The sequence below is a fragment of the Mesorhizobium sp. P2_D5 genome (assembly GCF_056404355.1).
Genome location: NZ_JBFUEE010000001.1, coordinates 1,437,770 through 1,455,086, shown reverse-complemented (window position 1 = coordinate 1,455,086; position 17,317 = coordinate 1,437,770). Strand labels below are relative to the sequence as shown.

6 protein-coding genes are annotated in these 17,317 nt (G+C 63.5%); all 6 read left to right on the top strand.

Annotation, left to right across the window (positions count from 1 at the left end):
- Positions 1–254 precede the first annotated feature (254 nt).
- Complete coding sequence (locus tag AC1DYW_RS06755) at positions 255–10,481, top strand: hypothetical protein (RefSeq protein ID WP_477225512.1); 10,227 nt, start codon at positions 255–257, stop codon at positions 10,479–10,481.
- A 221-nt stretch (positions 10,482–10,702) separates the two neighbouring features.
- Positions 10,703–11,413 carry a hypothetical protein gene (locus AC1DYW_RS06750; protein WP_477225511.1) on the top strand — a complete coding sequence of 237 codons (711 nt, stop codon included), beginning with the start codon at positions 10,703–10,705 and terminating at the stop codon, positions 11,411–11,413.
- A gap of 73 nt (positions 11,414–11,486) precedes the next feature.
- Complete coding sequence (locus AC1DYW_RS06745; protein WP_477225510.1) at positions 11,487–12,182, top strand: hypothetical protein; 696 nt, start codon at positions 11,487–11,489, stop codon at positions 12,180–12,182.
- Positions 12,183–12,237: 55 nt separating this feature from the next.
- The gene (locus AC1DYW_RS06740; RefSeq protein ID WP_477225509.1) at positions 12,238–12,975 is read left to right on the top strand and encodes a hypothetical protein; all 738 of its coding nucleotides are present in this window, start codon (positions 12,238–12,240) and stop codon (positions 12,973–12,975) included.
- A gap of 225 nt (positions 12,976–13,200) precedes the next feature.
- Complete coding sequence (locus AC1DYW_RS06735; RefSeq protein WP_477225508.1) at positions 13,201–15,306, top strand: multicopper oxidase family protein; 2,106 nt, start codon at positions 13,201–13,203, stop codon at positions 15,304–15,306.
- Positions 15,293–17,290 (top strand): tyrosinase family protein, encoded by a 1,998-nt coding sequence (locus AC1DYW_RS06730; protein WP_477225507.1) that lies wholly within the window; start codon positions 15,293–15,295, stop codon positions 17,288–17,290. The genes AC1DYW_RS06735 and AC1DYW_RS06730 overlap by 14 nt, the downstream gene beginning before the upstream one ends.
- The last annotated feature ends 27 nt before the right edge of the window (positions 17,291–17,317 follow it).

Here is a 17,317-nt window from a genome sequence, read left to right as displayed (position 1 = left end):
GAGGTGCGTATTACTTCGATGCTCGATACCAAAACAGAACCCATTCAGGCCGATGAGTTAGCCGGGTCACCATATAGATAAAATTTATTTCATTTTGAAATCCACCCAAATATAGTCTTTTACAAATCACTTTCTTCGTCTTACAATTATACTTTACGTCTTGGTAATATAAGCGCTTCACCAAGTCCTTCCGCCCAGCTCAAAGCGGCGGCAGGAGATGGCCGGATAGCGCCGTAGAGTACATGGAGGTGGGGATGATCGCTTTCAAACGCGATGCGAGCGGTCTTTATCTGGCGGACCCATTAGCCGGCGCACGTGTCGCCTTTCTGTTCCAGGATAAGTCACGCGCCGACCCGACATTCGATCTGACCGCCCAGAGCTGGGTCGACCCCGGTCAGCTTGGTTACATCGCGTTCTTCGTCCCTTCGGCGACACGCGACTGGAACGCTTTCGAGATAGGCATCCGCAAAGCCTTCGCCGACAGTCCCGGAACCCAGATCGGCTGGTTTCCCGAGCCGCTCAGCATCGCGCCGATCCTGGTCTCGGTCACCGGGCAAGGCACCTCGTCGCCGACGGTGGGGGAGTCCTTCTCGCTGGCATTCCGGCAGAGCGTGACGTTCCAGGTTCAGCCCGACCTGTTCACGCTGTCCACGACGGTGCTGTTCGACGACGCCTCCAACAGCCTGCAGATCGCCAACAGCCAGCCGCCGGCGGCGCTGCTGTTGACGGCGACGCCGCCAGCCGGCGCCACGGTGACATTCCAGTCGGCCGCGCCATTCGCGAGCTTGGCGCTCAGCGGACCGCTCGCTGGTACGGCAAGCGCCGCGTTTGAACTGGCGACCACCGACCTCGTCCAGTTCGAGGCCGGCATGATGTATTTCGACCCGCCAACCGGCGGCGGGCTGGTCGGTGCCTTGAACTATCCGGTTTTCCGCGGCGTCGGTGGCTCGGCCACGCCGTTCGGCTTCAACGTCACGCTGGACGTGCTCGGCCCACTCGACGCGACGCGCAGCTTCTTCCAGTTCACCGACCCGCTGCTCGGCTCGACTTTCGTCACCACCAACGGCAAGCCCTTTGCCCTCAGCACCATCAACACCGGCGATATCGGCACGGCGAGCCGTCTCGTCTTCGCCGGCCGTCCGCAACAATCGCCGAGCGAGCAGCGCTATTATTACCTGACGCCGGCGGGACAGTTCGGCCTGGCACTCGATACCGGCGCCAACCTGGCCACAGCCGTGACCTCCGAAACGGTGCAGATGCTGTGCGGTGTCACCGGCACCGAGTTCGTGACCGTCACCGTCGGCTCGACACCGGACAAGCTCGAATTCGTACCGGCGCAGCCAGCCTATCGCATTGCGCCAGCGCAGGATTCGCCGACCAACCCGGCTTTTCTCGATGCCACCGTGACGACTTCGTGGGCCCAGCTCATCGTCCAGGACGGCAGCTACATCTCGCAGCCCGAGCGCGCTCCGCTCTACAATCAGCGCACCAACACAGCCACAATGCTTGCCGGCGCTGAACCCGCCTCCGGCCTCACCGTCTATGTCCTCGACGCTTTCAAGGTCGCCTCGTGGAGCGCGAAAGGCGCAAGCACGCCAGCCATACCGCTCGTGCCCTATGCGGGCCTCGATTTCTCGACCGACCCGAACCTCAATGCCGCCGCCTATCTCGACATGGAATCGCGGGCGCTCAACCCGAGGCGCGCCAGCGACTTCATTCCAACGCCGAAGCAACGCGCGGCGGCAAACGCTGCCGCCGCCGGACCGACGACGCTGGCGATGACGCCGCAAGGCATGCTGGCCGAACTTGCCGGCACGCCGCTGGCATGGACCGGGTTGCAGATGGCGACGAGTGCGGCCGGCATCCTGGAATTCGAGGCCATGGGTCCGTCGATCTGCAAGGCCGTGCAGCAGAACCAGATCTTCACGGTGGTCAGCGAAAACCCCGCCAACCCCGACCCACTTGGCTCCGGGCAGGCCCTGTTCGACTTTTCAGGCGACAAACTGGAGATCGGCGACTGGACGTTCGACCTGTCGCCGGGCAAGCTCGCCGCGCCCGACGGCACGCCGCCGATCTTCATGATGAAATTCTATCCGGGCGAGACGATCGAAGCGTTGGTCGCCGACACAAGGCTGTGGTCGCAGGCCGACATCTTCAACAAGACGTTCACCGCCGCCGCCACCCAGACCTATCTGCAAAAGCTGATCACCGAGGCGAAGGCCGCGGTGTTCCCGAATGGTGGCACTCAGCCCGACACCACCTCGCTGTACTGGAATTTCTACCAGACCGTCACCGACCCGACCTTCAACGGCATCCTCGCCGTAAACTGCAACATGCAACTCGATGAATTGCCGACCGCAGTGCGCGCTGTGCTCGGCGGCATGAAGGATCCAGGCATAGCCGGCTTTCGTGTCCACCATGTCGGCATTGCCATCAACAACACCGACCCGTCGCAGGCCGTGCCGACGCTGGCGCAGAGCGCGACCTTCGCGCTGGTCGACTATGAAAAGGCGGCGAGCAAGTCGGCAGCGGCCCCCGATAGCAATATTGATATCGACATCGACTATGGCTTCGAGGTCGAATATCTGCGCGCTTTGTTCACCAATTCCGAGCTGCGCAGCTTCGCCTGCGAGGTCAATCTCACCATCAACAATCTGTTCAAGACCGGCGTCAACCTCGATGCCGCGCTGAGCCCGGCCGCCAAGGCCGGCGATGACGCCAATGTCATCGCCATCATGGGTTCCTACCAGGCACACGGCACCAGCGGCGACGACAAGAGTTCCGGACAGGGCGTCTATTCGTTCGTCGCCCAGGGCGATTTCGTCTTCAACTTTACCGACGACAACGGCAAGTCCAACAACAAATATCTCAAGCAGATCACGCTGACGAAACTGCAATTCTCGTTCGATGACGAGACCGCGGCGACGCCACCAAAAGCCGACACCACCCACATCAGCGCCCATTTCGCCATCTGGGGCGACATCGAGTTCAACGAATTCCAGGTGCTCGACCTGTTTGCGTTCGAGAAGCTGGCCTTTTCCAATCTCGGCATCGACGTCGGCTTCGACCTGACGATCCCGGCCCAGGGACAGCCGTCGACAAGCACGCCGTCGCTCAGCTTTTCGCCGGGTGACCTGCGGCTCGACCTCGGCGCCACCGAGAAGCGCAGCGGCGCCGACAGCCTGCTCGACCTGATCCCGTTCAAGCTCAAGTCATTCCTCTATTCGGGCACGGCCGATCAGACGATCGAGAGCCTGAACTATTATTCGCTCGGTTCGCTGCCTGGCCTGGCGGAAAACGGCGTCACGCTGCAGGACAGTTTCAACTATGCGCTGATCTTCGATCTCGATCTCGGCTCGATGGGCGGGCTGGTCGGTTCGCTTTCGGCCTTCAAATTCAGCGTCCTCATCGGCTGGCTGAGCCCCGAGGACGGCGGTGGGCTGGCCTTCGGCATCCAGCTTCCGCAAGTCGACGGCAAGCTGGAAATCAAGATCGAGGGCGTGCTGACCATCTCGATCGAACAGTTCAATCTCGAATACGCCACCGATGCCGATCCCAAGATGCTGGTGCTCGGCATGCACAATTGCTTCATCGAGATACTGGGCCAGCGCCTGCCGCCGGACGGGACGATCAGCATCGGCCTGTTCGCGCCGACCGAAGGCGCCGACCAGATTGGCTGGATCGGCGCCTACAATTTGGGCAAGGATGGCGGCGGCGGTGGCGGCGACGATGCGCAAAAGCTGCTGGCGGCCCCGGTGCCCGCCAAGCTGGGCGCTGTCAGCGATGTCTTCGAGCTCGTCTATCTCGGCGTCGGCCAGCGGGTCGGCCCCGACCCGACCAAGCCGCCCGCCAATTTCGATGCCTTCCTGAAGTTCATGCAGGGCGACTTCTGGGATGCCCTCAAGAACAAGAAATTTGCCGATATCTACCATCCCGAAGGCAAGTGGATCATCGTCACCGACTTCACGCTGCTGAAAGTGCTCGAGGTCGGCTTCGTCTTCTACGACGTGACGCCGTTCTACGCACTGCTGCTCAAGCTGACCGGCGGTGCCGGCAAGGGTGCGGAATTCGAGGTCGTCTACACCAAGATCTCCGACACGATCGGCAAATTCGCCGCCGTCTTCAGCCTGCCCGACAGCCTGCGCACCTTCCAGGTTGGCGCGGCCTCGCTGACGCTGCCGACACTGAGCGTCGACGTCTACACGAATGGCGACTGGAAGGTCGACCTCGGCTTCCCCGACGGCGACAACTGGAGCGTCTGCTTCCAGGTGCAGGCGCAGGCCGGACCTATTCCGGTGACCGGATCGGGCGGCTTCTACATAGCCAGCCTGAGTTCGGCCACCGACCCCGACGTGTTCAAAGGCACCTACCAGAGCATCCTGGCCTTCGGCTTTGCCGCGCGGCTGGGCGTCGGCAAGGATTTCACCGCCGGGCCGCTGAAGGCGGGGGTAAGCGTCACCTTCTTCGGCATCATCCAGGGTGCGGCCGGTTATCTCACCAGCGGTGGCGGAGACCTCGCCAAAAAGCCGGACGCGCTGTCGCTGCAAGGCCAGTTCGGCATCATCGGCGAGCTCTACGGCTCGCTCGACTTCGTCATCATCAAGGCCAGCGTCAACGTCCGCCTCGAGGCCAGCATCGGCATCATCCTGGCGCTGGAGCCACCCAGTGTGCCGGGCGGCGGTGGCGGCTCGATCCTGCTCTACATCGAGGCGAGCGTCAGCGTCAGCGTCACGGTGGAGATCAATCTCTTCCTGTTCTCCATTTCCATCAGCTTCAGCTTCAATGCCTCGTTCCGCTTCGAATGGCAGCTTGCCGGCTCGTCGCAGCAGGCCCAGATCGAAACTTTCGCGCGCCTGAAGCAGCGGCTTCTTGCGGGTGCAGCGGCGAATGTCGGGCTTTGCCCCAACCTGCCGAAGGACCTGCCTATCCTGTTCCTGCCGGAACTGACCGTGGTGTTCCCCGATGCGACCAGCAAGGGCACGCCGTGGGTCGTGACATCGCTCGGCATACAGTATGACGACAACCCGTCGCAGAACCCGACCTATGCCGACTTCAAGCCGTTCGAGGCGGTGACGACGCAGCTCGCCACCTTCGCGCTCATGCACGCGCTGAACCTGCCGGCCTACAACTCCGTGGTCCTGCTCGAATTCGATTCCAGCAGCGGCACGCCCGGTTTGAAGGACATCGACAGCGAGCCGGACGCGCTCACCGGCTGGATCGACTATCCGACCTTGCTTGGCCAGCTCGCCAATTTCTCCGCCACGCTTGCCGCACCGACCGGCAAAGCCAAGGCCTGCGTGTTCCCGATGCCGCCGTTCCTCAACATGGCGACCACCGGACGCACCGACGGCAATGGCAACGCACAAGATCTGTCCTACCAGTTCCTGGCGCAGAACCTCGTCTCGCAGACCTATCTGCAGACGGTCGACACCTATTTCAACCAGCTCTTCGTCAACCAGACCTCGAACCCGACCTCGGTCAACGACAGCGGCGGCACCACGCCGTTGTCGCAGGAGATATTCCTCGATTATTTCAAGGGACTGATCCGTGGCGCGGTGCACGAGCTGCTGGTGACTATGCAGGATGCGGGGCTGACCTCGTCACCGCTCGACAAGCTGTTCATGGCGGCGGTGGCCGCACCGACACCCGGCGCGCAAACACGCTTTCAGGGTCTCGCCGGTCAGATGTCGAGCGCGTTGCGTGGCGGCGTGCGCCTGCCTTACACCGCCGGTCTCACCGTGCCGGGCGGGGCGGTGTCGAACAGCACGAACCCGCTGTTCGCGCTTCTGTGGCAGGAATTTCCGGCCGGCGGCTTCGCCAAGAACAACAGCTACAGCATCACGCTGAGCAATCCCGACAAGACGCAGGACTGGCTTACCGTCAACGCCTCGTTCTCGCTCACCCAAGACGTCCTTAGCCCCTACCTCGCCTTCACCGAAGCGTCGATAACGGCGCCAACCAGCCCGACACCAATCGCGCTCAGTTCGACCGGGCCGCAATCTTTCGCGCTGGAGAACGCCATCGCCTGGACGCCGCCAAGCGCGACGGCGCTCAGCCTGCGGCCATTCGCGCCAAGCCTGGAGAAATTGCAGGTAAATGAAGGAACGGCAGCGATCCCCGTCCTGGTGAAATCCCGCCAGGCGCAAGGGGCCTATCTGCCGGACGGCACGCCGCTGCCCGCCGGGGACATCACCTTTGCCACCAGCATCACGCTGACGGTCAAGCAGATTCCGGGCGCCACGCAAGGTAGCATGCTTGCCGACGTCTACGCACTGTCCGGCGCCAGCCAGTCGGACGAGGCGCTGCTCGGCCGGATCCTCGACGATCTCAGGGGCGGTGACCGGCCGGTCGACGCGATCCAGATCCTGTTCCAGACGGCCGCCGGTGCGCCCGGCCTCGTCTCGGCAGTGGTCGATCCAAACGCCGTCTTTGCGCTGCGCACCAACACCACGACGGTGTCGCAGCCGCCGCAAGGGCTGATGGCCTTTGCGCTCGGTCTGCCGGCGGGTGTGTCCGTCGGCGCCAGCACCGATATCACCGCGGATGGCGGCTACGGTTTCCTGCAGATCATCCAACAGGCGACGGTCACCAATGCGCAGGGTTACTATCTGCGTTTTGTCGACAAGACCGGCAACGCGCTGCCAACCGCGCTGTTCGTCAAGGGCGTCGCGCAGGTGACGATGCTGGTGACCTACAAGGCCGGCAGCGGAACCAACCAGAGCGGCTCGCCGCTCGCCATCCAGCCCTATTACAACGCGGTCGTGCTTGCCGGCACGCAGAGCGGCCTCGTCTACTATGCCGAGACCGCCGACCCGGCGCTCGAGGCACGCTACGTCAAGGTCGCGGCCGGCACCTTCGGTGTCGAGTTGACGCGCTCCGAGAGCGTCATGCAACTGAAGACGCCTGCCGCCCTGGTCAAGACCGGGCAGCTCGGCGCGGCGAACTCCCATTCGCGCGGCAAAGTCATCGAGGCGCTGCGCGCATCCGGCATCGCCGACGATACCGAACTGCACGCAGCACTGGTCGCGGCGGGTGATGCGAAGGCGTCGCTCAACTCGCTCTACAGTCTCGTCACCTACCAGATACAGGCGACGACAGGCTTCGCGCTGAGCAATTTGTCGGCGCCGATCCAGCCGCAAAAGCCCGACCAGTCCGGCTCTACCGGCACGTACCGGGTGTTCGCGCCGCTGTACAACGTCGCCACCGCCAATGCCGGCTCCGCCACGCCCGACCGCTACGCTTCGATCAACGACAAGTTCACGCTGGACTTCTTCGTCAACGACGCCTTCGGCAACCAGTTGCCGACGCCGGCCAGCTACAACGATACCAACCTCTATTTCGATCCGATCGTGCCGGTCGACCAATGGCCGGGGATCCTGCCGACCTATGGTTTCAACGGCTCGACGCCGAACACGATCGAGATCGTCCTGACGCCGAGCCAGGCGGCCTTCAGCGGCATGTCGGCGGACCAGAAGGCGGCAGCCCTGGCCAATTTCCGCACCATCGAGGACCAGATCAGCGGCCCAGGCGTATCGTTCTATGTCGAGACCAGCCTTGCCCTGCAGGCGGATGGCAGCAGCCTTGTCAATTTCCCGGTGGGTGCTGCAGACACCAGCAAGGTGACCGGCATGGTTGCCGACCTCGTCAACTGGCTGGCGGGGCTCAGCACCAACTTCCCCGGCGCAGTGACCATTTCGATGCCGGTCAGCGGCCCCGGCGCTTTGCCGCCGCTGTTCGAGATCGTCGTGCTGTTCGGCATCACCCGCGATGCCAAATTGATCTCGCCCTATCTGAAGGACCAGTTCGGCACGATCATGGTGCCGTCGGCGCAGAACGTCGCGACCGGATTTGTTCCGGCGACCGGCGGCGCCAGCAACATGTCGCAATTCGCCGCCGCTTTCGTCGGCGGCTTCCCGGCGCAGAAGCTCGCCATCGGAATGAATGGGGCCGACGCATCGCCACAGCAGAAACTGTCGAGCACGGCCCAGTCCAGCACGGCACTGGCGCGCAAGCGGCTCAAGTCATTGAAGCTTGCCCATGACGGCTCCGGTGGAGCACGCGCCGGCTCGCAATCGCTGTGGGCGGCGGCGGCATCGCTGCTCGACATCTCGATCGGCGCCGCCGGTGCCGGACCGCGCTTCCTGTCGCCCAAGCCGCTCGACAATGTGCTGAACAGCGCCAGTGTTTCGATGCCGCAGCTGTCGTCCAAGCTGCCGGCGCTGCCGGCGCAACAGCTGTTCATCGACACCGACCTCGACCAGCTCAACCGCATCTTCTTCCAGGCGGTCGACGAGGTGCTGTCACCGGCCTCGGCGGCCAAGGCCTTCGAGGTCGCCCCCGACGCCTACGACGCGATGGCGCTCGGCCGCGAGGCGCTGGCGCAGAAATACGCGCAATACGAAGTGGACTGGCTGTTTGGCCCGCAATCGCCGTTCACCGGCACGACCGCGGCACTTGCCATCGCGAAGGATGTGTTCGAGCAGCAGATGCGCGCGGCGCTGATGACGGCCTATTTCGTCGACACCATCGTCCAATACGACGTGACCTGGAACCAGTCGGTCTCGGCTGCCGCCGATGGCAATATCGAGCTCTTCGGCCAGATCGAAGCCATGCTCGCCGGAAACTACAGCTGGAGCGGTCTCAGCCTGTCGGCGACGACAAACAATCCGCACGGCCTGACCGACGGCAGCAGGGTGCTGATGATATTCCAGGCCAGTTCGGGGCAATTGCCGGCGAATGGCGTCTACGGCGTCACCGTCACCGGTGACACCACCTTCACGATCGCCACCGCCGCCAGCGGTTCAGGCGCCGGCACCTTCTCCGCCACGCGCCAGAATGCCGGGCTGTCCACCGCCCATGTCGGCATCAGCAGCACGGGAGCAAGCCCCCTCACCTTCCTCTACGGCGATCCCGACGCGGCCGCTGCCGCAGTGGTGCCGTTCGATCTGCGTTTCGCCATCACCAACCTGCAGTTCTTCCTGGCGCCGGCGGGCGCACCCGACGAAGCGCGTCCATCGATCTGGCTGCAGCTCGTCGATCCCTATCCAAAGGGCGTGCCGCATGTCGGACCTGCCGGCGCGCTGACCAAAATCCCGGTGGTGTACCGTCAGTACCCGACGCCGCCGACGCTGGTCAGCCAGACCTGGTCGGGCTACACGCCAACGTCGGGTTCGGGCAATCCAATCGCCGACGGCGCCGACTGGAGCTATCTCTACACCTATCAGGCGTTCCTCGTCGCGCAGGACCAGATCAACACCGCCGTCACCTACAACACCAACCTCAGCGCGGCGCCGGACAACCCGCCGAACTCCGCCAACCCTGCCCCCAGCGCAGGCCCGCCCTACGACCTGTTCACGGCATTGGCGCGCACCTCGGCCGTCTACGGTGCCATCAGCCCGGTGCTGCGCAACCCGGCCGATCCAGCCTGGCCCGATGCGGTGGCCGCCTTCGCCACCGCCATTGGCGAGGTGACGGCCAACAAGGACTGGAATCCGAGCCTGAACATGGCCCTCGGTCAGGGTCTGATCAGCGTCACCGACAGCTACGTCGTCACAGACACGCTGCAGCCGGACGGGACGACGCGGCAGATCGATTTGCAGTGGCCGGCCGCTCAAGGCGAATCCAGCTTCTCCAATGTCGCGCTGACCGTCACCGCACTCGACCCGTCGACCCTGACGCCGTACCCCAACCAGCATCCGGTCCAGCCGTCGCCGCCGGACGGCCTGCTGTTCGAGGTCGACAACGCCGCGCCCGGCAATTTCGGCGTGGCGCACACGATCGAGGTCGATGCACTCAACGTGCTGGCGGCCGAGAATGCGCTCGCCTCGGTGCAGATCGAGCGCAACCTGATCACGCTTGAAGCCTCGAACAACACCGCGTGGCAGGTGGTGCCCGAATTCGTCTACATGACGCCGCAGGTCAGGCCGAGCCAGCCGGTCACGCCGTTCATCGACAATGCGACGCCGATCGATGTGGCGACGCTGCCCGGCCAGGGTTCAGGTGCTGCCTGTCCGACATCGCCGTCAAGCCTTTGCCAGCGCATCTACACGATCATGGCCGACCTTTTGGCCGACCCGGTGCACGAACAATCGCTGCTTGCGGCGCAGGCGGCCGCCAACGTGACCAGCGGAACCACAAGGCGGGTCAAGGTCGCCTGCTCCTACCAGTTCCCGTTCCCCGCCGTTGCCGGCGGCGCGTTCGACGGCGCCTCGATCAGTCCGCTTGTCCCGATCGTGCTGGCGCGGTCCTTCGAGATCGACGGGCAGCAGCCGGCGGAGCTCGGCGATTTCGCCGCGCTTTTCGCGGCGGCGATCGCCGGCTGGGCCTCCAAAAACAGCATCGTCTTTGGCGCCAACGCAATGCCGGCAGGCGCGAGGCTGGTCTTCGACATCACGCTTTACGCAGCACTCAGCGGCGTCAATACGCCGGTGCTGCGCTTCAGCAACCTGCAACTGAAACTGACGGACATCGACGCGAGCTGACCGCCTCAAGGCGGGCATCGCGGCGGCGTCACGCAGACACGAGTGGAAGGAGGAGCCGTTTCGAAACCAGACCATCGGGCCCCAAGCCGGCAACAGGTTTTGGAAGCATCCGATGTTGAAACAAAACGATCGAGCGACGGCACGCTTCGACTTCAAGTCCGCCGCTCTGGAATTCGCCTGCAAGAACGACAGTCCGAAACCCGCAAACCGCGAGGGAAATTATGGCAACGACCGCAAAATTCGACATTCTCGGTGCAAACGCATCTAACCCAAACTGGGATGGCTCGCCGCTGACGCTGGCCTACCACGAAAGCGCGGCGATGCCGCAGACGACCAACGGATCGATGATCTTCGCCTATCAGAACACCGCCTCCCTGAACAATGCCGGCAAGCTGGCGCTGACCTCGGGCAGTTCGACACCGTCGTTCCTGACAGCTCCGGCGTTGCTTTCCCAGCCGAACATCCTCGTCAACAACTGGCAGGCAAACAATCTCTCCGTCACCAATGTCAGCGTCGCGAACGCGACGCCGATCTGGATCGAGGCCTTCGGTCCTGGACTGCCCGGCCAGAAGCCGGTCGCCCTTGCCATCAACACCGCGCTGACGCTCAAGCCAGGCGGCATCGCCCAGGGAACGTCGACCCCGAACTGGATGCAGCTGACCCTCGGGACGAATACGGGCCAGTTGATCATCGTTGCCGTTGTCGGCGGTCCGCAGGATGCGTCAGGCAACAACGCCTACGCCGTCGCGCTGAACTCGCCGTCCGGCAACACCGGTCCGGGCACCGGCACCGCGGCGCCACAAGGCTATTACGCGACGACGGGCGGCAACAACTACTCCTTCGAATTCAACTGGGGTTCCTCGGTTGTCTACGTGGCGAACATGTCGCCTTCGACGGCTTCCTCGCTGACGGCGGAACTGCTGTCTCTGTGATCGAAGCGCGGGAGCCGGAAGCGCAAGCCGCCGGCTCCCGCGACAATGCCGGTGCAAAGAGGACATCCTGGACATGCACGACTTCATCGCAGCGGGCACGGTCAACGCGACCTGGAACGGCATGCCGCAGACACTGGCGGTCCGTGGCAGCGTGACCATGCCGCAGACGCCCAACGGCTCCCTCATCGTCGGCTACTTCAACCAGTCACAGCAAAACAACGAGGGCAGGCTTACCTTCACCTCTGGCAGCAGCGCGCCAACGAACGTTCGGGTTCCGGCCCTGGCACGGATGATCAGCGTGCTGACGGCGAACTGGCAGGCCAACAACCTGACACTCACCAACACCAGCCTCAATGCCGCGACCCCCATCTTCGTACAGGCCTTCGGCCCCGGCATTCCCGGCATGCAGCCAGGCCAGCTCGTGAGCGGCACACCTGTCCAGCTGGCGATGCGCCAAGCGGTGCAAGGGATAACGACACCGAACTGGATGCAGCTTGAATTCAGCTCGAGCACCAGCAATCAGCAGGTGGTCGCGGTGGTCGGTGGACCGCCTGACCAGTCGGGCAACAATGCCTATGTGATTGCGCTCAACGCCCCCAGCGGCGACACCGGACCGCCGACCGGGAACACTCCGCCGGACGGATTTTACGCCACGGCGGCCGGCAACAGATACACGATGTCCTTCAGTTGGGGGGCGGCGATAGTCTACGTGGTCAATCTCTCGCCGCAGACCGCAACGCCGGTGACGACCCTGCTGCAATCCCTGTAGACCTCCGCACCGGTCCGCCTTTCCGCCATCTTGGCTGCTCTATGAGACGGAAGCCATGCCACCTTCGGACTTCAACATTCTGGGTCAATCCCTGGCGACGGACAATTGGGATGGCTCCCCGGTGGAGCTTGCCGTGCGCGACAGCGTGGCGATGCCGCAGACCCCCAGCGGGTCGATGATCCTGGCTTTCCAGAATGCTTCCGAGATGAACAATGCCGGCAAGCTGGCGCTGACCAGCGGCAGCAGCCAGCCGCAATTCCTGCTGGCGCCGGGGCTGGCCTTGCAGCCCACCATCCTGATCAACAATTGGCAGGCCAACAATCTGAACATCACCAATGTCAGCGTGAACACCAACACGCCAATCTGGATCGCGGCCTATGGGCCGGGCATGGGCGGCGCGGCGCCAACGCCTTTGCCGACCACCGGCGACGCCGTCCCGGTCGCTGTCGACACCACGCTGAAAGCGGTCACGCTGCCGCAGTACATGCAGCTGGGCTTCCAGGCGAATTCGGCCGGTCTTTGCCTGTTCGCTTTCATCGGCGGCCCGCAGGACACCAAAGGCAACAATGCCTATGCGATCGCGCTGAATTCGCAGTACGGCGATACCGGGCCCGGCCACCCGACACCGGCCCCGGCCGGTTACTACGCGACGGCCGGCGGCAACAGCTACAGTTTCGAGTTCAACTGGGGAACCTCGGTGCTGTTCGTGGCCTATTTTGGCAGCGGCTCCGTCCTGAGCGGCGTCCCCAAGGTGGTGACTGCCGCCCCCACGGTGACATTGCAGACGCTGTGATCCTCGCGGTCATGCTCCGCCGCCGATCGGCACCTAAACTGATTAAAAATAGAGCAATATTGAAATGAACTGACCGTGAGTCGTATAAGCAAGTTCTTAAGTGCACCATCACAGTTTTGTTGGAAGTAAATTTCAGATTTTATGGCTTTGCAAGCTAGACAGATTTCCGGATCGGGCGCACTATGCTTACGGATCGAAGTCTACAGCCAGTATGAGGGAGGCCCCATGTCGCTTGGTGGATCGATGGCGCGTGCGCGATTTCTCTTGGGTTTTTTCGGCAGCAGCCTGGTACCAATCGCGGTGCTGCCCGCAGCGGCCGAGATCCTCAATCCACCGGTGCTGCAGGATGACCGCGCGCCGATCGCCAAGCCTGCTCTGACGGAGCTCGCACCTGCTGCACCACTGCCCGGAAACACGCTGCCGGTGCGTGGCGACCGCCTGCTCAATCTCAAGATCGAGTATATCGACAACCAGATCTACAACCCGTCCACGGGCGGCTACGACAAGGTCCATTTGCGCGGCTACACCGGCAAGGGCGTCGATCCCAAGGCTCCTTATGTCTCGCCGACGATCGAGGCCGTTCCGGGCGACACGGTGCGCGTCACCCTCGACAATCAGTTGCCGGCAGGGCCGCAGCCCGGCGACCCCGGCTGCATGCCCGGCGGCCAGATGCCCGACATCCCCCACTGCTTCAACGGCACCAATCTGCATACTCACGGGCTGTGGGTAAGCCCATCGGGCAATAGCGACAACGTGCTGCTGTCGATCAACCCGCAAACGCAGTTCACCTACGAATACAACATCCCGTCGGACCATCCTTCCGGCACGTTCTGGTATCACACCCATCGCCACGGCTCGACGGCGCTGCAGGTGTCGAGCGGCATGGCCGGTGCGCTGATCATCCGCGGCAACCGCTTCCCGACCCCGACAACCCATGGCGACATCGATACGCTGATCCCGACCTCGGCGATCCCCGAGCGGGTGCTGGTGATGCAGCAGATCCAGTATGCCTGCCGCGCGCCGGCGGCCAAGCCCGGAGAACTCGGCCCGATCAAGCAGGACATCAACGGCCACTATTTCTGTGATCCCGGCGATGTCGGCGGCATCGAGGGCTATGACCAGTTCGGGCCGGGCACCTGGCCGGCATCGGGGCGCTATACCTCGCTCAATGGCAAGGTGTTCAATCCGAACGACGCCTTGAAGGCAACGCAGGGCCAGATCGAGCGCTGGCGCATGGTCCATGCCGGCGTGCGCGACACGATCAGCCTGCAATTTTTCAAGGTGCTTGACGGCAAGCTCAAGCCCGGAGTGAAAACGCTGCTCAATGCCGACACCAACGCGGCGTTCATCAAGGATACGTGCAGCACCACGCCCGTGCCCTATACGCTGGTCGCGGCCGACGGGCTGACGATGGCGGCGGCGCAGCCGACCAAGCTTGCAACCTTCCAGCCCGGCTATCGCTTTGACGCGCTGGTCGTCTTTCCAGAAGCCGGACGCTATTGCGTGATCGACTCTTCGGCGCCCAAATCAGGCGTGGTCAACGGGCTCGATGTCGGATCGCAACTGCTCGCACTGGTCGACGTCGCGCCGGGAACGGCGGTCGACAATGTGGAAACCTACGTCAATCGCAAGCTGGTCGCCCTGGCCGAGGCCACCATGCCGGCGAACGTCAAAGCGACGGTGGTGGCCGATCTCAAGGCCGGAATGAAATTCACCAGCTTCACGCCGCATCCCGACGTCACCGACGACGAGGTGAAGGGCAACGGCACGCAGGAGCTGACCTTCTTCATCGATACGACGGGGCCGAACACCAAGTTCGAGGTCGGGAACACGCTCAACACGGCCGACGTCAAGCCCTACGACCCGACCCGCATCGACCGCTCGCTGCCGCTGGGCAAGGCGCAGGAATGGACGCTGCAGTCGCACTTCGTCAGCCATCCGTTCCACATCCACGTCAATCCGTTCCAGATCGTCTCGATCATCGATCCCAACGGCAAGGACGTCAGCGCGCCGGGCGCGATAGACGATGCCGGCGGTGAGCCCTACGATCCGCAATATGCCGGGCTCAAGGGCGTGTGGAAGGATACGCTGTGGATCAAGAGCCTGATCCCGCAATCCTTGCCGGCCGGCTTCTCGGGCATCTACACGATCAAGGTCCGTACCCGTTACGAGCGCTACATTGGCGAGTACGTGCTGCACTGCCACATCCTCGATCATGAGGACCAGGGCATGATGCAGAACGTTGCCGTGGTGCTGCCTGATCAGGTGGGCGACATCACCCAGAGCGGCGCGATGCAGATGCAGATGGATGGCCACGATGGCCACAAATAAGGCGCAGCCAATGCCCGCCGCGCCGTTCACCTGGAGCGATGTGGAGGCGATCCTCGCGACGGCCGGCGGCACCGGGGGACCCGGCAGCCTGACGGGACTGACGCTGCCGGAGTTCCTGGCACTGCAGCTGCACGGGATGCCGCTGATCGCGCCGCTCTCGACCACCTGTTGCGGCACCAGCGATGCCAAGGGGCGCGGCGCGCGCTCGGCGCTGATCCGGGGCTTGCGCGGACTGCCGCCGTTCGACGGCAAGCAGTTCCCTCGCCTGCCCTGGGGCGGCAAGCCGGTCGCCGATGAAGACATAGACCGGATCGAGACGTGGATCGAAGAGGGCTGCCCCGGCGCGTTGATCGGTTCGATTGCACTCGCCAGCGAGGTCAGCGTGGCGACCGAGGCGCGCGTCGAGGTCAAGGGGATTGCCGGCCCGGTCTTCAGCGCGGCGTCCGATCCGGCGGCATGGCGCTATGCCAAGGGCGAGCTGCGGCAGCGCATGGACGTCGATGTGCTGGACGACGCGCAAAAGGAGCGGCTGCGCTATGCCTTTCGTGAGCTCTACAAGCTCAATAAATGGGTCGGCGACAAGCGCAGCTACAACAATCTGGCCTTGATCCACCAGAACCATTGTCAGCATGGCTGGGAACGTTTCCTGCCGTGGCATCGCGTGTATCTTTATGAATTCGAACAGGCGTTGCAGGATTTCTGCCCCGACGTGACCATGCCGTGGTGGGATTTCCCGGCTGAGCGCTACAAGCCTGAGGATCCGGCGAACGGCGCTATCCTCCCCGATGCGTTCAAGGGTTTCCTTACCGAGGCCTCAGTGCGCTTCCTGCGCGATCATGGTTTCCCGGCCAAGATCGGCACGCTGGTGGGCAAGCTGTGGGCCAATCCGACGCAGGCCTATGACGCGGTCAGCGGCGTCTGCGGCAAGGATTATGTGGAAGGGGAAAACCGCAAACGGCTGATCGACGCGCTGCTCGAGGTCAATTCGCTATGGTATCCGCTGCGCTATTCAAGCCAGTTCGGCAAAGGCACGATCAACACCGTCATCCACTATCATTATCCGGCACAGAAGGACATCGACGAGATCCTCAGCCTGCGCACCTTCCGCGACTTCGGCGGTGGCAGCCTCTATGTCGACAGCTTCGGCTTCCTGGACCAGAATCCGCACAACACGATGCACATCTGGACCGGGGGCATGAACCCTGCGTTCAAGACCAGCGCGCCCGCCGATCGCAACAGCGCGGTACGCGTTGCCGGACGCAAGTTCCACCAGCGCGACGACCTCTACTCCGAGCCGCAGTTCGGCGACATGTTCTCGAACCTGACCGCGTCCTACGACCCGATCTTCTGGCCGGTGCACGCCAATATCGACCGGCTCTGGTGGCGCTGGCAGCAGGACCATCCCGACGGCCTGCCCGCCGATCTCGATTCCGCGCTGACGCCGTGGAGCTACGCGGTGCGCGATACGCTCGATATGAACCGCTTCGGCTATGAATATGTTCGTGGCGGATGCCTCATGCCGGTCGGGCTGACCAGTCCGGTCGGACGCTTCGTTTCGGCGCCGATCGCGGTGCCCGAAGCGACCAAGAGCTTCCGCTCGGCGGAAGTGCGGCTGCACCGCGTTCCGCAGCTGCCGCGCTCCTGCTTCATCCGCGTGTTTCTCAACACGCCGGATGCCGACGCCAGCACGCCGCTCGACGTGGCGGGCTATGCCGGTTACGCGGCGATCTTCGGCCATGGCGAATGTTTTGGCGGGCCTGGGCATTGCGAGATTCCACCAGCGGAGAACCGCAAATTCGATCTGCGCGAGCGCAGCATGAACACGCCGCGCAACCACCGCATCGATGTGACGCGCGCGGCACGCCGGCTGATCGCGGCCGGTGCCACCAGCCTGACAGTAAGCCTGGTCGTGATCGGCGCCTCCTATGAGGAGGACCGCGAGTTGCTGCGGCTCGACGGGGTCTCGCTCAACTTTCTTGATTGAAAACACAAGATACGGCCGGCGCAGGCA